13 protein-coding genes are annotated in these 16,376 nt (G+C 45.8%); all 13 read right to left on the bottom strand.

Annotation, left to right across the window (positions count from 1 at the left end; genetic code table 11):
- Positions 1-9: 9 nt before the first annotated feature.
- Positions 10-1,344: an electron transport complex subunit RsxC gene (rsxC, locus tag VV089_RS02495; protein ID WP_334334844.1), complete on the bottom strand. Its 1,335-nt coding sequence runs from the start codon at positions 1,342-1,344 to the stop codon at positions 10-12.
- A gap of 165 nt (positions 1,345-1,509) precedes the next feature.
- On the bottom strand, positions 1,510-2,871 hold the full coding sequence (gene radA / locus VV089_RS02490) for a DNA repair protein RadA (protein WP_172542917.1): 1,362 nt from the start codon (positions 2,869-2,871) through the stop codon (positions 1,510-1,512).
- A 10-nt stretch (positions 2,872-2,881) separates the two neighbouring features.
- A complete protein-coding gene (locus tag VV089_RS02485; protein ID WP_334334843.1) occupies positions 2,882-3,295 on the bottom strand; it encodes an endosialidase in 414 nt (137 codons plus the stop codon).
- Positions 3,296-3,382: 87 nt separating this feature from the next.
- Positions 3,383-5,818: an ATP-dependent Clp protease ATP-binding subunit gene (locus tag VV089_RS02480; RefSeq protein ID WP_334334842.1), complete on the bottom strand. Its 2,436-nt coding sequence runs from the start codon at positions 5,816-5,818 to the stop codon at positions 3,383-3,385.
- Between the two features lie 544 nt (positions 5,819-6,362).
- Positions 6,363-7,658 carry an SH3 domain-containing protein gene (locus VV089_RS02475; protein ID WP_334334841.1) on the bottom strand — a complete coding sequence of 432 codons (1,296 nt, stop codon included), beginning with the start codon at positions 7,656-7,658 and terminating at the stop codon, positions 6,363-6,365.
- Positions 7,659-7,808: 150 nt separating this feature from the next.
- Positions 7,809-9,530, bottom strand: a complete 1,722-nt coding sequence (locus VV089_RS02470) for an AAA family ATPase (RefSeq protein ID WP_334334840.1) — start codon at positions 9,528-9,530, stop codon at positions 7,809-7,811.
- Between the two features lie 317 nt (positions 9,531-9,847).
- Positions 9,848-10,600, bottom strand: a complete 753-nt coding sequence (locus VV089_RS02465; protein WP_334334839.1) for a class I SAM-dependent methyltransferase — start codon at positions 10,598-10,600, stop codon at positions 9,848-9,850.
- A gap of 75 nt (positions 10,601-10,675) precedes the next feature.
- Positions 10,676-11,413: a class I SAM-dependent methyltransferase gene (locus VV089_RS02460; RefSeq protein WP_334334838.1), complete on the bottom strand. Its 738-nt coding sequence runs from the start codon at positions 11,411-11,413 to the stop codon at positions 10,676-10,678.
- Positions 11,413-13,170 (bottom strand): DUF6044 family protein, encoded by a 1,758-nt coding sequence (locus VV089_RS02455; RefSeq protein WP_334334837.1) that lies wholly within the window; start codon positions 13,168-13,170, stop codon positions 11,413-11,415. Before VV089_RS02455 ends, VV089_RS02460 begins: the two co-directional genes overlap by 1 nt.
- Positions 13,167-14,204, bottom strand: a complete 1,038-nt coding sequence (pseG, locus tag VV089_RS02450) for a UDP-2,4-diacetamido-2,4,6-trideoxy-beta-L-altropyranose hydrolase (RefSeq protein WP_334334836.1) — start codon at positions 14,202-14,204, stop codon at positions 13,167-13,169. The genes VV089_RS02455 and pseG overlap by 4 nt, the downstream gene beginning before the upstream one ends.
- A 1-nt stretch (position 14,205) precedes the next feature.
- The gene (locus VV089_RS02445) at positions 14,206-14,790 is read right to left on the bottom strand and encodes a formyltransferase family protein (protein ID WP_334334835.1); all 585 of its coding nucleotides are present in this window, start codon (positions 14,788-14,790) and stop codon (positions 14,206-14,208) included.
- A gap of 45 nt (positions 14,791-14,835) precedes the next feature.
- Positions 14,836-15,333, bottom strand: a complete 498-nt coding sequence (locus VV089_RS02440; RefSeq protein WP_334334834.1) for a GNAT family N-acetyltransferase — start codon at positions 15,331-15,333, stop codon at positions 14,836-14,838.
- A complete protein-coding gene (pseI, locus tag VV089_RS02435; protein ID WP_334334833.1) occupies positions 15,330-16,376 on the bottom strand; it encodes a pseudaminic acid synthase in 1,047 nt (348 codons plus the stop codon). The genes VV089_RS02440 and pseI overlap by 4 nt, the downstream gene beginning before the upstream one ends.

Here is a 16,376-nt window from a genome sequence, read left to right as displayed (position 1 = left end):
AAAGCCCCCCTATTTTCTCTTCGCTGCCATAATCTCGGCCTTCGCCTGTTTAAAGAGCTGCATCAAAGGCCGCTTTGCCGGGCAGATATAGGTGCAGGAGCCGCAGGCGATACACTCTAAGCCATACAGCTTCTTTTCATAACGCTCATAATTCTTCTTTTCTGCGGCAGCGGCCATCATCTGCGGCGTCAGTCCCAAGGGACAGACCTGATTGCAGCGTCCGCAGCGCAGGCAGGCGGTCTGAACCTTTTCCGCCTCCGCCACCGGATCCGTAGAAAGAACGGTCAGCGCATTGTTATTTTTGCAGACAGGAACTTCCAGGGAGGCAAGAGCTATCCCCATCATAGGGCCGCCGCAGAGCATCTTCCTGGCCTCTGCGCCCTCCCGGATGCCTCCGGCTTCCTCAAGAACCTCTGCAAAGCTGGTTCCAATCCGCACCATCAGGTTGCAGGGATTCTTAACCCCGTCCCCTGACACGGTAAAGCCCCGCTCCATCACCGGCTCTGATTTGCACACAGCCCGGTAAATGGCGTAAACCGTGGCCACATTATCCACCACGCAGCCTGCGTCTGCAGGAAGCATGCCAAGCTTCAGATGCTTTCCTGCCACCACGCTGATAATCGACCGCTCTCCGCCCTGGGGATATTTTGTATGTACTGCCTGGACACGCACCTTTCCCTGGCCTGCGCAGGCCTGTTCCATAGCCTTTATGGCCTCCGGTTTATTTTCCTCAATGAGTATCACGCCCTCTGCGTTGGGAAACAGCCGCAGCATAATCTTAAGCCCCTCCACAATCCCGCTGCCCTGGGTACGCATAAGCTGATCGTCGCAGGTGATATAAGGCTCGCACTCTGCTCCGTTGGCTATGACATATTCAATCTCCTGGGGATTTTTCGGCGCAAGCTTGACGTGGGTGGGAAAGCCCGCTCCTCCAAGCCCGATGATGCCTGCCGCTTTGATCTTTTCAAGAATCTCCTGACCTGTGAGAGATGCCGCATCTGTTTCCTTTCCAATGCCTTCGGCCAGGGTGTAGTTCCCGTCATTTTCCACCACGATGCAAGGAACGGCAGATCCTGCCACTGTCCTGCGGTTTTCCACTGCTTTCACTTTGCCGGAGCAGGAGCTGACGATATTGGCCGACACAAAGCCGTCTGCCTCTGCAAGAAGCTGGCCTGCAAGAACCAGATCACCTTTGTGCACCACCGGCCTGGCCGGCTTTCCGATATGCTGGTTCAGCGGAAAGACCAGATCGCCTTTGGGGAGATAAGGGCGGTAAGGCACATTCCTGGCAAACTCCTTTCCGTCCGCCGGGTGCACGCCTCCTTGAAATGTTTTTCTTAACATAAGCACTCTTCTTTCTATTACAGTTCCGTAATTTGACTCACAATGTTTCCAGTTCCCTCTAATATTTTATTTATTTAACACTTTACCACATTTAAGTCAAAAAATCCACTACTGAATTCCTGCCGCCAAACTGCTGCTTTTCAAATCCGGCATGCCAAGCCCCGCTTACTGAACCAGGCGCACGGCATCTGCCACTGTCCGCACGCCGCAGAGACGCACGCCTTCCACCTCTCCGATCTGCTCCCGGCAGACCTGGGGCAGGATAATCGTCGTGAAGCCCAGCTTCTTCGCCTCCTGTACGCGCTGGCCGGCCTGGCTCACTGCCCGGACTTCGCCGCTTAAGCCTACCTCACCGAAGGCAAGCACCTTCTCGTCTATGGCCCTGTCCTTATAGCTGGAGATCACCGCCAGCACCACGCCAAGATCAATGGCCGGTTCGCTGATCCGGATTCCTCCGGCAATATTCACATACACATCACTATTGGAAAGACGCAGATTCAGCCGCTTTTCCAGGACTGCCAGAAGAAGGTTCACCCGGTTATAGTCCATTCCGGCCGCTGTCCGCCTGGGAACCGCCAGGGTGCTGTGGCAGACCAATGCCTGGATCTCTAAGAGAATCGGCCTGGTTCCTTCCATGGAACAGGCCACCACCGAACCGGAAGCCTCCTCCGGCCGGCCGTTCAGCATATATTCCGAGGGATTTTCCACCTCTGTAAGACCGGCCTCGCGCATCTCGAACACGCCGATCTCATTGGTGGAGCCGAAACGGTTCTTTACCCCCCTTAGAATCCGGTAGGAGGCGTGGCGGTCTCCCTCAAAATAGAGTACCGTATCCACCATATGCTCCAGAACCCTGGGTCCGGCCACGGTTCCCTCCTTGGTCACATGTCCCACGATAAACACAGTCACTCCAAGACCCTTTGCAAGCTGCATCAGCACGGAGGTCGCCTCCCGTACCTGGGACACGCTGCCGGGAGCGGAGCTGATTTCCTCATGGTACATAGTCTGGATGGAGTCAATAATCACCACTTCCGGCTTCTGCTCACGGATGGTCTCACGGATCAGTTCCAGATTGGTCTCGCAGAGCAGCCGCAGGCCGTCGGAAAAGCTGCCAATCCGGGCAGCCCGAAGCTTGATCTGCTTTAAAGATTCCTCCCCGGAAATATAGAGCACCTGCCTGCCGTCCCCGGAAAGCTTCTGACAGACCTGGAGGAGCAGCGTAGACTTGCCGATACCCGGATCTCCGCCCACCAGAACAAGGGAGCCCGGCACAATGCCGCCTCCCAGAACACGGTTCAGCTCTTCCATATGGGTGCTCATCCGCTCCTCTTCTGCCGTATCAATAGAAGAAAGGCAGACCGGACCTGCGGCTGCCCTTTCTTTTTGTATCCTTCGGACACTTGTTTTTTCAATCGTTTCCTCCACAAAGGTATTCCACTGCCTGCATCCCGGGCACTGGCCCATCCACTTGGCCGACTCATGGCCGCAGTTCTGGCAGAAAAATACGGTGGTCTTTCCTTTTGCCATTCACTTTATCCTATGCTTTTACAACCTTCACGCTCACGTTCTCTTTTCCGCCGAGCTCCACGCTCAGCACCAGCTTTCCGCCTCTGCCTGTCTTGATTCTGCCAGACTCATGGCCGTCCACTTCTGTTAAGTACTCTGTATTCTCTTCCATTCCCAGGGTAATCTGGGCATCCTCCGGGCCGTCCACCTCAAATTCCACGCTGTCGGCCAAAACCCGGAAGTTCTGGACTGCTGTGCCTGGTACTGACTCATAGACAAACAGATCGTTGCGCTCCAGCTTGGTGATCTCCTTAAAGGTCTTTACTTTATACAAATCTCCCTGATGGTTAAAATCTCCAAGCTTCGTCTTGGATGCCAGCTCATAATCTCCAAAGCTGATGCTCCCGTCTGCTTCCACACGTATGAGTTCTTTAACTGCTGCCATTTCTTTTGTCCTCCCAATCGGAATTCATAATTAACTGGTTATTGATATTTTGATTATAAACGATTCCGTGTTTCATTTCCAGTTTTTTTATAAAAACTTTATCTTTCCCTTCTGCATGGTGACCGTTACCTCGCTGTCCCGTTTTATCCGTCCGGCCAGAATCTCGTCTGCCAGCGTATCCTCTATCTTTGTCTGAATGGCTCTCTTTAAAGGCCTGGCCCCGTATTTCACATCGTAAGCTTTTTCCACAATATGAACCTTCACGCTGTCCCTTACCTTAAGACGGATTCCAAGCTGCTGCTCACAGCGCATAGAAAGCTCCTTGAATAGAATGGATACAATCTTCTTCATCTGCTCTTTGTTAAGGGCATGGAATACAATGATTTCATCAATCCGGTTTAAAAACTCCGGCTTGAACATCCGTTTTACTTCCTCCATAACGCTGCCCTTCATGGCCTTGTAATTCTCTTTTTCATCTTCCACAGCTGCAAAGCCCAGGCGCTTGGGGGAAATGATAGACGCCGCCCCTGCATTGGAGGTCATAATAATCACGGTATTTTTAAAATCCACCGTCCGCCCCTGGGAATCTGTGATCCGCCCGTCGTCCAGAACCTGGAGCAGGATATTAAACACATCGGGATGGGCCTTTTCAATCTCATCAAAGAGAATCACCGCATATGGATTCCGGCGTACCTTTTCCGAGAGCTGTCCCCCGTCATCATGGCCCACATATCCGGGAGGCGCTCCTATGAGCTTAGACACGCTGTGCTTTTCCATATATTCTGACATATCTACCCGGATCATAGCCTGCTCACGGCCAAAGAGCACCTCTGCCAGAGCCTTGGACAGCTCGGTCTTTCCCACTCCGGTAGGCCCAAGGAACAGGAAGGAGCCGATGGGACGCCCTGGATCCTGAAGGCCTACGCGGCCCCGGCGCACTGCTTTCGCAACTGCCGTCACTGCTTCTTCCTGGGCAATGACACGTTTGTGAAGAATGGCTTCCAGCTTTTGAAGCCGCTGGGTCTCTGACTCCGCAAGCTTGCTCACAGGAATCTTCGTCCAGTCGGAAACAATCTGGGCTACCTCATTCTCTCCCACGGTCAGCGTCTTTTTCCTTGCATTCCTGTCCGCCTTTGCCCGTTCCTTATCCAGAAGCGCAAGCACCTTCGCGCGCTCCTTCTGAAGTTCAGCGGCCTGTTCAAATTCCCCGGCTTTCAGCGCAGACTCCACTTCTTCCAAAAGCTCCGCACCCTGCTGCTCAAGCTCTGACAGGGTATCCAGCCTTTTATAGCTGCCAAGACGCACCTTGGCCGCCGCCTCATCCATCAGATCGATGGCTTTATCCGGGAGAAAGCGGTCATTGATATAGCGCCTGGAAAGCTTGGCTGCCGCTTCAAGAGCCTCATCGGTAATCTCTACCTGGTGATGGCGCTCATAGCTTCTGCGGATTCCCTTTAAAATAGCAACCGTCTCCTCCTCACTGGGCTCTTCCACTGTAATAGGCTGGAAGCGCCGCTCCAGGGCTGCGTCTTTCTCAATGTATTTGCGGTATTCCTCCAGGGTTGTAGCTCCAATCATCTGAAGCTCCCCTCTGGAAAGAGCGGGTTTTAGGATGTTGGAAGCATCCATGGCCCCTTCCGCACCTCCGGCTCCAATCATGGTGTGAAGCTCATCTACAAACAAGAGAATATTTCCTGCCTGGCGCACCTCTTCCATTACCTTTTTGATGCGTTCCTCAAATTCTCCCCGGTATTTGGATCCGGCCACCATGCCGGATAAATCCAGGGTCAAAAGACGCCGGCCCTTCATGGAATCAGGCACGGTTCCCTCTGCAATCCGCTGTGCCAGACCTTCCACAATGGCTGTCTTTCCTACGCCGGGCTCTCCGATCAGGCAGGGATTATTCTTGGTTCTCCTGCTCAAGGTCTGAATCAGGCGGCGGATCTCATCCTCCCGGCCAATGCAGGGTTCCAGGCGCTTCTCACCGGCCATGGCTGTCAAATCACGGCTGTACTGATCAAGGGCCTGCGTTCCTCTTGCCTGGCCTTTTCCGTTACGGGCCAGCTCCTCCCGGTATTGCCGGCCGGTTCTTCCCATGGAATCCAAAAGGGCGGCGTAGAGCCCCTTTACATTGATATCCATGGTGTTGAGCAGACGGCTTCCCGTGCACTCCGCATCCTTTAGCATGGCAATCAGTATATGCTCGGTGCCGGTGCTCTGCTCTTTAAACTGTGCCGCTTCGCGGTCTGCTTCCTCCAGAACCTTTCTGGCTCTGGGGGTAAATCCGGGGCGTTCCTTCTGGCGGACGGTGTGCTCCGGGGAAATCAGCTCTTGAATCAGCTGAAGTATCTTTTCTTCCTCTGCTTTGCGCTCTGTGAGAAGCTGGGAGGCGGCACAGGTCTTTTCCCGAAGCAGACCCAGAAGAATGTGCTCGGTTCCTACATAATTCTGCTTTAGTTCACGGGAAATCTTTTCTGCTTCCTTAAGAACTTTTTTTGCTTTTTCTGTATATCTTTCAAACATTTGTTTTGACCTCCTATTTTAAGTCGCTGCGCGACGGCACTAAAGGGTAAAGTCGCTTCGACACACCGGTAAGGAGAGAAACTTTTATTCGAAAAGCACTCATAAAAGTTCCTCTCGTGCGCCTTTGCGACTTTACCGTTTAAATTTAAGTCGCTGCGCGACGGCACTAAAGGGTAAAGTCGCTTCGACACACCGGTAAGGAGAGAAACTTTTATTCGAAAAGCACTCATAAAAGTTCCTCTCGTGCGCCTTTGCGACTTTACCGTTTAAATTTAAGTCGCTGCGCGACGGCACTAAAGGGTAAAGTCGCTTCGACACACCGGTAAGGAGAGAAACTTTTATTCGAAAAGCACTCATAAAAGTTCCTCTCGTGCGCCTTTGCGACTTTACCGTTTAAATTTAAGTCGCTGCGCGACGGCACTAAAGGGTAAAGTCGCTTCGACACACCGGTTGATATTTCTTTGCTGGACTATTTTAAATTCCGGTTTCGCCGTTTAAACGGGCGAGGTAAGCACCTCGCCCGTATCCATTCCGGCTTTTTCCCTTATATACCCAAATCCTCAAAGTCCAGAATCTCAATATCCAGATCGTCGTCGTCCTCTTCCTCTATAACAGGCTGCGGGGCTTTTTTCCTGGGATTTTTCTTCTGCTTTTCTTTGGCTGCCTCTTCTTCTATCTCCATGACAGCGCTCATATCAATCTTGGGAAGCTCTTTGGTTGAGAACAGATCCGGCTCCGGCCCATCCTCCTCAAAGAGATCCTCCTCCTCGTAATCGTCTTCATCGTCGAACTTGTCTTCTTCATCGTCTGCGTAATTCACTCCACGGGCCTCCCGTTCCTCTTCCTCGGCCCATTTCTTCTTCACTGCTACCAGAAGATCATCGAAATCGCTTCCTTCTATCTCATCCTCTTCCTCGTCCTCTTCATCCCGGGAACGGCGGCGGAAAAGGCCGCCTCTCTTTTTCTTTGGCTCTTCCTCGTAATAGTCGTCATCCTCTTCCTCGTCTTCCTCATCCTCGTCATCGTCGTAATATTCGTATTCCGCATTCCGAAGCTTCACGGAAAGGACAATGACCAGTATCAGCAGGATAAGGCTCAGGGCAGCAAGGCCTATAATGATATAGAGACGCTGGCTTAAGCTTTTTTCATTGGCTTCCTTTGACTCTGCCAGTTCCTTCTGCAGAGACTCAATCATTCCTTCCGGCTCCCCGGAACCGCTGCCGGAAAACTGGCCCATCTCTCTTTGGAAGGTTGCCTCCTGGGGATCGTAGTAAAACCAGCCCGGATTTCCTCCGGCATCCACGGCCCAGACAAGATACAGCTCCCGTCCTCCTGTAAGGCCCGCATCCACAACCCATGCGGAAAAGCTCTGCTCCCCTACGGAAAGCGTCGTCTCAGATAAAGCGTTGGCAGCCGGATAAGGCTCTACGGGCTCCTGAATGGAATAAGCGCCTGCCGATACAGTACCGCCAGTACTGCCGTTATCTCCTCCTTCGCCGGTCTCTGCCGGATCCTCTGTCTCGGTAACATTCACCATATCAGAGCGGATCCATCCGGACTTCTCGGTTCCCTCATGGGTAAAGGTCACGCTGTACCAGACCTGGCCGTCGCTGCCTGTGGTCTGATCTACGATGGCAAGCTGGGTGTCCTTGGTCAGCTTACATACCCTGTCCGAATTCGCGCTGGCCTCTGTCCGTACATTTACATTATCACTGAGGACGGTTCCCACCTGGGCTGCACGTCCGGTTATTCCATACATCATCAGCATTACGCCGACTGCACATGCAGCCGCCCAGTGACGAAATCTGCGGCTTATTTGCTTGTGAGGCAGTTTTTTCATGTTCTTTTTCCTCCATATAGGTATCTTTCCGTTATGCTCTCGTTCATCATTACATTACTTTTAAAGTTAACAGGGATTCGTTTTTTATGCATTCTATTGTTTATTATAATCGCAAAAGAGTGCCTTGTCAAATAGCATATGCTGCCACGATTACCCTGCCTTTACCATGCATCTTTTTCTCTCACAGGCAATTCCGTATTTGAAAATTGTGGTCATTCCATCCTGATAAAGCCTCGTCTCATAACCCTTTTCCTCAATCTGCTTCAATGCCGACAGACAGCCTGACTCAAGGCTGCTGTTATCCGGATACTTCACCTCGATTACAATCCCGATTTCCTCCTCTTCAATCTCAATTAGGATATCGCTGAAGCCTTCTCCCGATTCTGCATTGGATCGGATAACCCACTCCTCACGATGGCTTAATAAGCCTAAAAGGACGCCATGGTAGAAGTTTTCCTTTTTCCCCTTGCGCACGCTTGTGTCACGGATACTGATGGTTTTTTTCAGAAAAGCGGTAAACAATGCTTCCACTACATCTGCGTCGCCTTTGGGAAATGCGTCACAGAACGCATCAAGACCCGGCGTGTCCTTCCTTGCTTCCTCCTGTATCCATTCCATTACCTGTTCCATAAAAATCTTGCGGATTTCCAGATTGGGGATGGTCAGGCGGTATACACCGTCCTCCTCTTCCTTAGCTGCTTCCTCCCCTCTGCATCTGGTGAGATAGCCCGTGGTGAAAAGTACGCTCCAGAGGTTGTCAATGTTACTATACATATCGCGGTAGGTTAATTCTTCCTTGAGCTTTTTTATTACGGTTCCCCCGTTAAGCAGCTCTTCAATTTCCCGTTTTACTCCACCCTTTGCCATCTCAAGAAATGTACGTAAGATATCGTTTCCGCTGGTATTGATCCAGAAATCCCTGGGAAATGCCGCCGGATCGAAACGCAGCAGTTCTACATAATTAACCACATCCCAGGGACAGTATACATCCGTATTGCCGAAATGATAACCGTCATACCATTCTTTTACCAGGCCATATTTACCTTCCAAACCATAAAATCCCAGCATTTCCTGGACTTCGCTGTCCAAAAGTCCAAAATATTTATCAAAACGGACATCCGTCACTGTCAAAACCTTGAGATTATTCAAGCCTGTAAAAATACTCTCCTTCGCAACCCTCAGACAGCCTGTGAGCACGGCAAGCTGCAGGCTGTCGTTCGTCTTCAGCGCCTGTCCCAGCATTCCGCGGAGCAGACTGACCATCTCATCATAGTAGCCGTAATGCTGTGCTTTATCCAACGGTACATCGTATTCGTCAATCAGAAGAATCACTTTCTGGTTATAATGCTTATGAAGAAGTCCGCTCAAAACCCGCAGACTGTCTTCAAGCACCTCATCCGGCATAACAAACGCCCTCTTGCCGCTTGTATCCACATTTACCAGTTGTTTATATTGCTCTTTCTCCATGCTGGAAAGCTTCGGGCTTTCTTCAAGAAAGGAAAAGCGTATGGCTTCATTTCCTATAATAGAACCAAGCATTCCCCTTGCTGTCGCAAATTCTCTTGAGCCCACCCCCTTCAATGTAATGGAAATTACCGGAAATTTCCCCATATACTCTTGGCAGAGCTGATTCTCTTTCGCTATGACGAGTCCTTCAAACAGCCTGCTGTCGCATCCATATTCAAAAAAGTATTTGAGCATGCTCATATTCAGAGATTTTCCAAACCTTCTGGGCCTGGTAAAGAGGCTCACCTTTGACTTACTGTCAATCAGTTCTTTTATCATCCCCGTTTTATCGATATAGTAAAAGCCTTCCCTGCGCATTTCTTCAAAAAATTCAATGCCGACAGGCAGCGGTTTTGCTGGTATCATACTTTGTCACTCCTTTGGAAAGCTTTCCATCTTAAGGCTTCTTGTTTTTTTCTATTCTAACAGATACTGGAGAAAGTTCAAAGAGATTGGCAATATTTTCTTTATATTCTTTATCTTATCATACACAAGCACAGCAAATAAGTCTGGACGGAATGCATTTTATAGAGTGCGGCATCAAATCACTAATAAGATGATCTGTATGGAGCTGCCAAGGCACTAAGGGTCAGTTAGCAAATGTTATCAAAAAAGTAGAGCCGCTGCAAAAAAATTTCTTTCTGCAGCGGCTCCTTTTATCTGTCCTATTTCATTCCATTCTTTCATCCTTTTATACGAAACCATGTTGCACCACACGGCGTTAGTTTTGTCAATACTTTTTTTCTGCATAGCCAGATATATTTGTCCATTTTTATTTCTTCATGCTCCATAATATCAAAACCCATTGTATTGATAAACTGCCATAATCTTTTTGAAGAAAATTGGTAAACCGTATCAAATTTAATCATCCGGAAAAACAACTGCATCAGTGGATAAAACCATCTTTCCAGATATTCAAACCATACTTTTACCGTAGATTCTACAATTAATAGTTGTCCGCCGGGTTTTAAAATACGCATACATTCTCTCAAACCCTTTTCAACATTTAATTCTGTCTGTCTCAATGTTTTCCCTGCCAGATGATGTATCACTGTTTGCACAATTATAACATCAAAGGTATTTTCCTGCCATTGACTCAAATCCAGCATGTTAGCTTCGCAAAAAGAAATATTGATACATTCTGCATATCGGTTTATCGCTTTTGTACTTATAGATAAATCTGCACACACAAGCTTCTTCAAATTACGATGATTATAATTAATTACCCCTCCATTTCCAATATCAAGGACTGTCTTCCCGTCAGAACCAGTTTGTTCCATTGCTTTATTGATAAATTTTGCTGCATTTTCATAAAACTCTGGTTGAATTGCAACAATTTCATCTGCATACTCATCTATAAAACTTTCAAAATAATTATTCATTTTACTTTCCTTTACGTGTTTGCCAAGAGGATAATAAAAAAACAGCTTATTCAAAAATAAACTGTTTTAGTCGCATTCCTTTTGCTTTAATCAAATCACTTTTTTTAAATATTAAGCAAATATTCTATTTTATCTTCTTATTACACATATTAAACTGACTCCAATAAAAAAATTCTTATGTGCACATATTCTGTATTTTTCAGAAACAAATATCCGGTACAATAAGTAATTCAGGAAGCTGTCGCTAAATCCATACTCTAAACGGCTGCCAGAATTATCAAGCTTTAATAAATTTTCAATTTTACGAACCAAGAAAACAATAGGAAAAAACCAAAAATTATAATAACTGCAATATTCCACTTTCAGTCCACTGGCTTTAATCAGATTTTCAAGCTGTGGTTTTGTATAGCGCCGTTTATGCATACAATTTTTATCATGTGCACTCCAAAGCATATTCAAAGCTGGTACTGTAATCACGCATACCGCTCCTTTATTCAGCATATTCTTTATGTTTATCAATGCTTTCCTATCATCTTCCACATGTTCCAAAACATCCAAGGCAATTCCATAATCATACATCTTATTTGAAACATATCTCTGCAAATCCGCCTGCTCTAATCTCCCACTAAAATTCATTCTGCAGTATTCCAATGCCTCTTCTGAAAAATCAATGCCTGTAACTGCCCCATACTTTGAAAGAACTTCAAGCATAACGCCGCAGCCACAGCCGATATCCACTATCTGATAATCACTTTTCTTTTTAAGCCCATATTTTTCCAATATCCCTAAAACAATTTCATACTTTGACTTAAAATACCAATGATACGTTTCTGTCTCATACATTGATTTATACATTTCTTTTTTCATTAATATTGAACCTCGTACAAATAAATTAACAAATCTGTCAGTTCACTACGGAACACATTTTTCAGGCACAGATGACTGCTGCCTGCGTTAAGAATTTCATACGCAGACATTACATACCTTCCGCCCATTTTTTTCAGCTGTAAGCCATTTATCTCCAGATCATTTAATGCCAATCCTGTATCTACAAATTTATCATTTTTCAAAACATCCGTTCCATCTTTCCCCAATTCCGCCACAAACATATAACATCTGCTTCCCCATAAATCAAAATATTCTTTACATACCTCATCTTTGTCTAACTCCTTCTCTATAATCTTTCTAAAAAATCTTTTATATTCCGCTGAATAGTTTACAGAATATCCGTCCAGACAATAAAAACCGTTATACAAAGCAACTCCCGGAGAAATGCCAATGTTCACCACTCTATAGGAGCTCTGCGATACTCCAATATAATTTCTAATCCTTGCATATAATTCCTCATCGTAATATTCCTTCCAAGAGCATTGATTTACTTCTTCCCCGATCAGGCTCCTGACATTTGCCTGATAGCAGCTATTATATTTATAGTTTATATCTGCTATACGCAAAACACATATACCAATTATGATATTTACCATTATTCGTTTCAGATGAAGCAAAGAAGCAAGGATCGAAAAAAGCAGCTGTAATGTAATTGCATAAATCGTAAACCAAATCGTTGGATATAACACATACAGTCTGCTTTGAAACGACTTCAAAATATTAAGATGATTCCTTAATTCAACACCCGCTTCTCCATTATAAATATTTTCAAATATGCCAATGCACATGCTTAGGACAATGCATGCGCACAAATATTTTACTAGCTTTTTTTGATATCTGTTAAGCCGGGTAAACAAAAGAATTCCAATCCCAGTTATGATTAACACCGGAACCACAAAGGATTCCTGATTGCTTGGAAAATGGTAGCTATTTTGCGATAAGATATCCTTTATTCCCCATCTGGCAGTTATTGGTTCCAATCTCCAATCCACACGATGGCTTGTTTGCTTAAACAAGCTGAAAAAAGTATAATAATGTGTTGTCAAATAGCAGATACACAATATTGTACCGGCCAAAAATATATTTCTGTTATAACGCTTTTTATAATTTAAATACAAAAAAACTATGCATAAATATATAATTATAATATATCCCGAATATACAAGTGACGATGATAATCCATAAAGAAAAATTGCTATCCAAGCCTTTCTATCCGCCTTTGCTTCACATAAAGAATGAATCGCCCATAATACAAATGGAATTCCCATTGCACTCAGCCCCTGATTTGGATAAAATGGCATTACTGCATATAAAAATGAAATTCCAAATGAAATCCAACGATTATTATTTTCAAAAAATAAATTCAGTAATAAAAATACACCGCAAAAGGCAAAAATAGAAATTAAAATTATCGAAGCAATATAAGCAGTAACGGGTTCCAATATTGCAAAAAGTACCACCGTCAAAAAAGAACTTGTCTGTATGGCTCCTCTTAAAGCCCCGTTAAATAACTCTGGTATCAATATATTTGTACTCGTAATTAATTGACTGTTAAGCTTAAAATATGGAATATCTACCTCCAGGGCATCATGTATTATAAATACTGCATTATCTTTCAAAATAATAATCGGAGAATAATACAGGAATATCAAAAGAATCCCGATTAAAAACCATAATTCCTGGTTTTTCCTTTTTTTCTGTAAAATTCTTGCAATGCGTTCTCTTAATCTAATCATCTCTTTTTTATTTGGCAGATACTCTTTGCAATACGCTCCGCACCCTTCCCATCTATCCTTTGTCTCATCGCTTCCGATACCCTGCTTCGATATGAAAAATCCCGATATTTCCCATCCAGCAGCCCTGTTATTCTCTCTATAACAGGCTCACGCCTCAAATCACCGGCATATTCCATTATCCCTTCCTGCTGAAATACCCTGGCATTCCCCTGCTGGTTATCCGCTATTGTATAAGTGACAGCCGGCACTCCTGCTGCACACAGTTCATAGGTTGTTACGCCTGCCGCCGTCACCGCAGCATCTGCCGAAAGCATATATTTCTCTATATCCTTTACCGCTTTATGGAAACGGAGCTTTGGGATTCCTGCAAACTTTTCTGTCAGTTCACCATACTTGTCATAATACCTTCCGCATATAATCCGAACCGTTTCCAATGTCTCAAAAAGGGCGCTTTCTGTCAGCTTTTGAGAAAAATTCCACAAAAAATCATACGGGTCGGCCCCGCCGGAAAGTACAAGCACTTCTTTTATCTCCGGTGATATGATTTTCTGCGGAAGATTTGAAAACTCCCTGCGCAGAGGCGCATACCTTGTCCCAAGAAGCAGCTTTACATTTGACGGATACCTCTCTTCCAATTCCAGCTCTCTATAATAGTCTGCATAGCAGATGGTACAATCCACATCATAAACCTCTTTCCCCAAATCATCGATGTACATTACCTTCATAAAACTATGGATTCTTTCAAAGTATGCCCTTGTTACATAATATGAATCTGCCAGCAGCAGTCCTATATGATACCTATCGATAACCGCTTGTAGCTGTTCTATCTCTTTCTCCATGTGCTTCCAATCCGTTTGCAGGGAAACAAATTCAAATCCCTTCTGCTCAATCAGAGGCCTTGGAAAATCATCCGCAGAAATAAACAACAGCTCCTGGCCTATCTTTCTCAATTCTTCCGCTATGGCAAGGCATCTCATAACATGCCCTGTAGCGACAATCTCATTCGCGTCTACCCGTATACCGATTTTCATCATTTTATATAATGCTTTTTACTACCCTTTCTTTAAATTCAGTTACTTTCAAATCATAGGTATCTATTACTCTTTTAATCCGTTCTCCATCCTTTAAAGAATGGTAGCTCCCTGTACCCAATGGAACCTTTTTCATCTCCGGCCAATGGTTATAAAAAGCAAAGGCTTCTTTAAATACTTCTTTTGCCGCTTTGTCCAGTTTTTCATAACTGCTCCGCAGGGTATCACCGGTATCTTCTCCAGCTAATTTCTGGGCAATGATATAGCCTTTGTCCAGCTCAGCATCCATATAATGCAGCGTTACCCCGCGCGGCGTGCCATCCACAATGCTCCAGATATTCGGATCTGCCCCACGGTTCCATGGCAGATAGGAATTATGGATATTCACTGCATTATCCTTTAACGCCTGCAAAATATCTTTTCTTAAAATATATCTATACGTATAACTAACCGTTAAATCAAATTTCTGCGCTCTGCACCACAAAACATTTAATTCTTCTGAGCTGCAGACAACTTCATGCCCTTGTTTCCTTAACCATTCAAAAAGTTCTATGGCACACTCATTATTATATAAGCAGAGAATTTTCATGCAGCCGCCTGATGCGCACCCACACCAAGGGTATGGCGCTTTACTTTATTTGACCAATACCCCCCCCCCCAATTTTTCCTTATACTCAGACATATCAAATTCATATAAGCTGTACTTTTCTATAAATCTGTTTCTTTTAAAACAGCAGACAGACGCAGTATTATCTGATTTCACTTTTGCAACAATTTTTTTAACACCGGCGAAGTTTTTATGCACCGCTTCTTTTGCAAGCTCCACAATCAAAGTGCCATATCCCAGGCCGCGCTCCTCTTTTGAAATACTGTATCCGATTTCCGCTCTGTCTTTAAAAATGGACAGCCTTATCTGACCGACAGGCTTTTCCCCCAGCATCATAATATATTGGAACTGGTTTCTGTCCTGCATCAGCTGTTCAAACCACTTCTGATGTTCTTCGTAAGAAATCGAATCCGAATGGAAAGAATTTTTTCTTACCTCTTCTTCGTTTGCCCAATAAAAAAGAAGCTCCATATCCCCCGGCTCTGCTTCTCTCAAATATGGCCCTGTCTGCTTCCTTTCACTCATTCTGCCGCCGCATCCTCCAAATCTTTCTTTGTAATTCTCTCTCCCCGAAGGATTTCCCTGCTGCTCTTCTTTCCCAGCAAATCCTTCAGATATTTGGGCGCTATCCCATATCCCGGCCGGATAATCCGAAGGTTCTCATCTGTAAATACTCCGCCTTCTTTAATATCCTCTACCGCAAATACGCTCCGCCGGAATACGGTTGAAGCCTTCTCCCCTGCCGTCAATGTATAATCAGGCCCTCCGGCAATTAACTTTGCATTCCTTACATCCGCTGCCATCCGGCTGAACTCCTCCAGAGTCATGCTGAATTTACTGTCTGCACTTTCTACATCATTCAGACGGACATGCTTTTCGACCACACAGGCGCCCAGAGCTGCGCCCACAACTGCGCCGAGGCTTCCGGCGCTATGATCTGACAAGCCCACCGGCACCTTAAATTTTTCTTTCATATGGGGGATATTTCCCAGGTGCATATCCGCCCAGGCTGCCGGATATTCGCTGCAGCATTTTAATAATACGATCTGCTCGTTGCCCATCCTGTAACATGCGTCAACAGCATCCTGAATCTCTTCCACGCTTCCCATCCCGCAGGAAATAATGACGGGCTTTCCCTTTGATGCCGTATACTCAATCAGCGGAATGTCTATCAGTTCAAAACTGGCTATTTTATAAGCTTCTATCTGGATACTTTCTAAAAAATCTACCGCGCTTCTGTCAAAAGGCGTTGACAAAAAATCAACGCCGCATCTTTCGCATTCTTCCTTAATGCGTTCCTGCCATTCCCAGGGCGTACCGGCATCTGTGTATAAATCATAGAGCTTGTACCCGTCCCAAAGGCCTCCCTGAATACGAAAATATTCATTGTCACAGTCAATTGTCAAGGTATCCGCCGTGTACGTCTGAATCTTCACACAGTCTGCGCCCGCTTTTGCTGACCGGCGGACAAGCTCTAATGCATTCTCAATGTTTCCGCCGTGGTTTGCACTCATTTCGGCAATGATATAAACTTCATTTTGGTGTATTCTTTCAAAGAGATGAAACAT

The organism is Candidatus Merdisoma sp. JLR.KK011 (assembly GCF_036941125.1).
GTDB lineage: Bacteria > Bacillota > Clostridia > Lachnospirales > Lachnospiraceae > Laedolimicola.
Note: the sequence above shows the minus strand (reverse complement) of the source record. Positions and strands in the feature narration are given on the sequence as shown.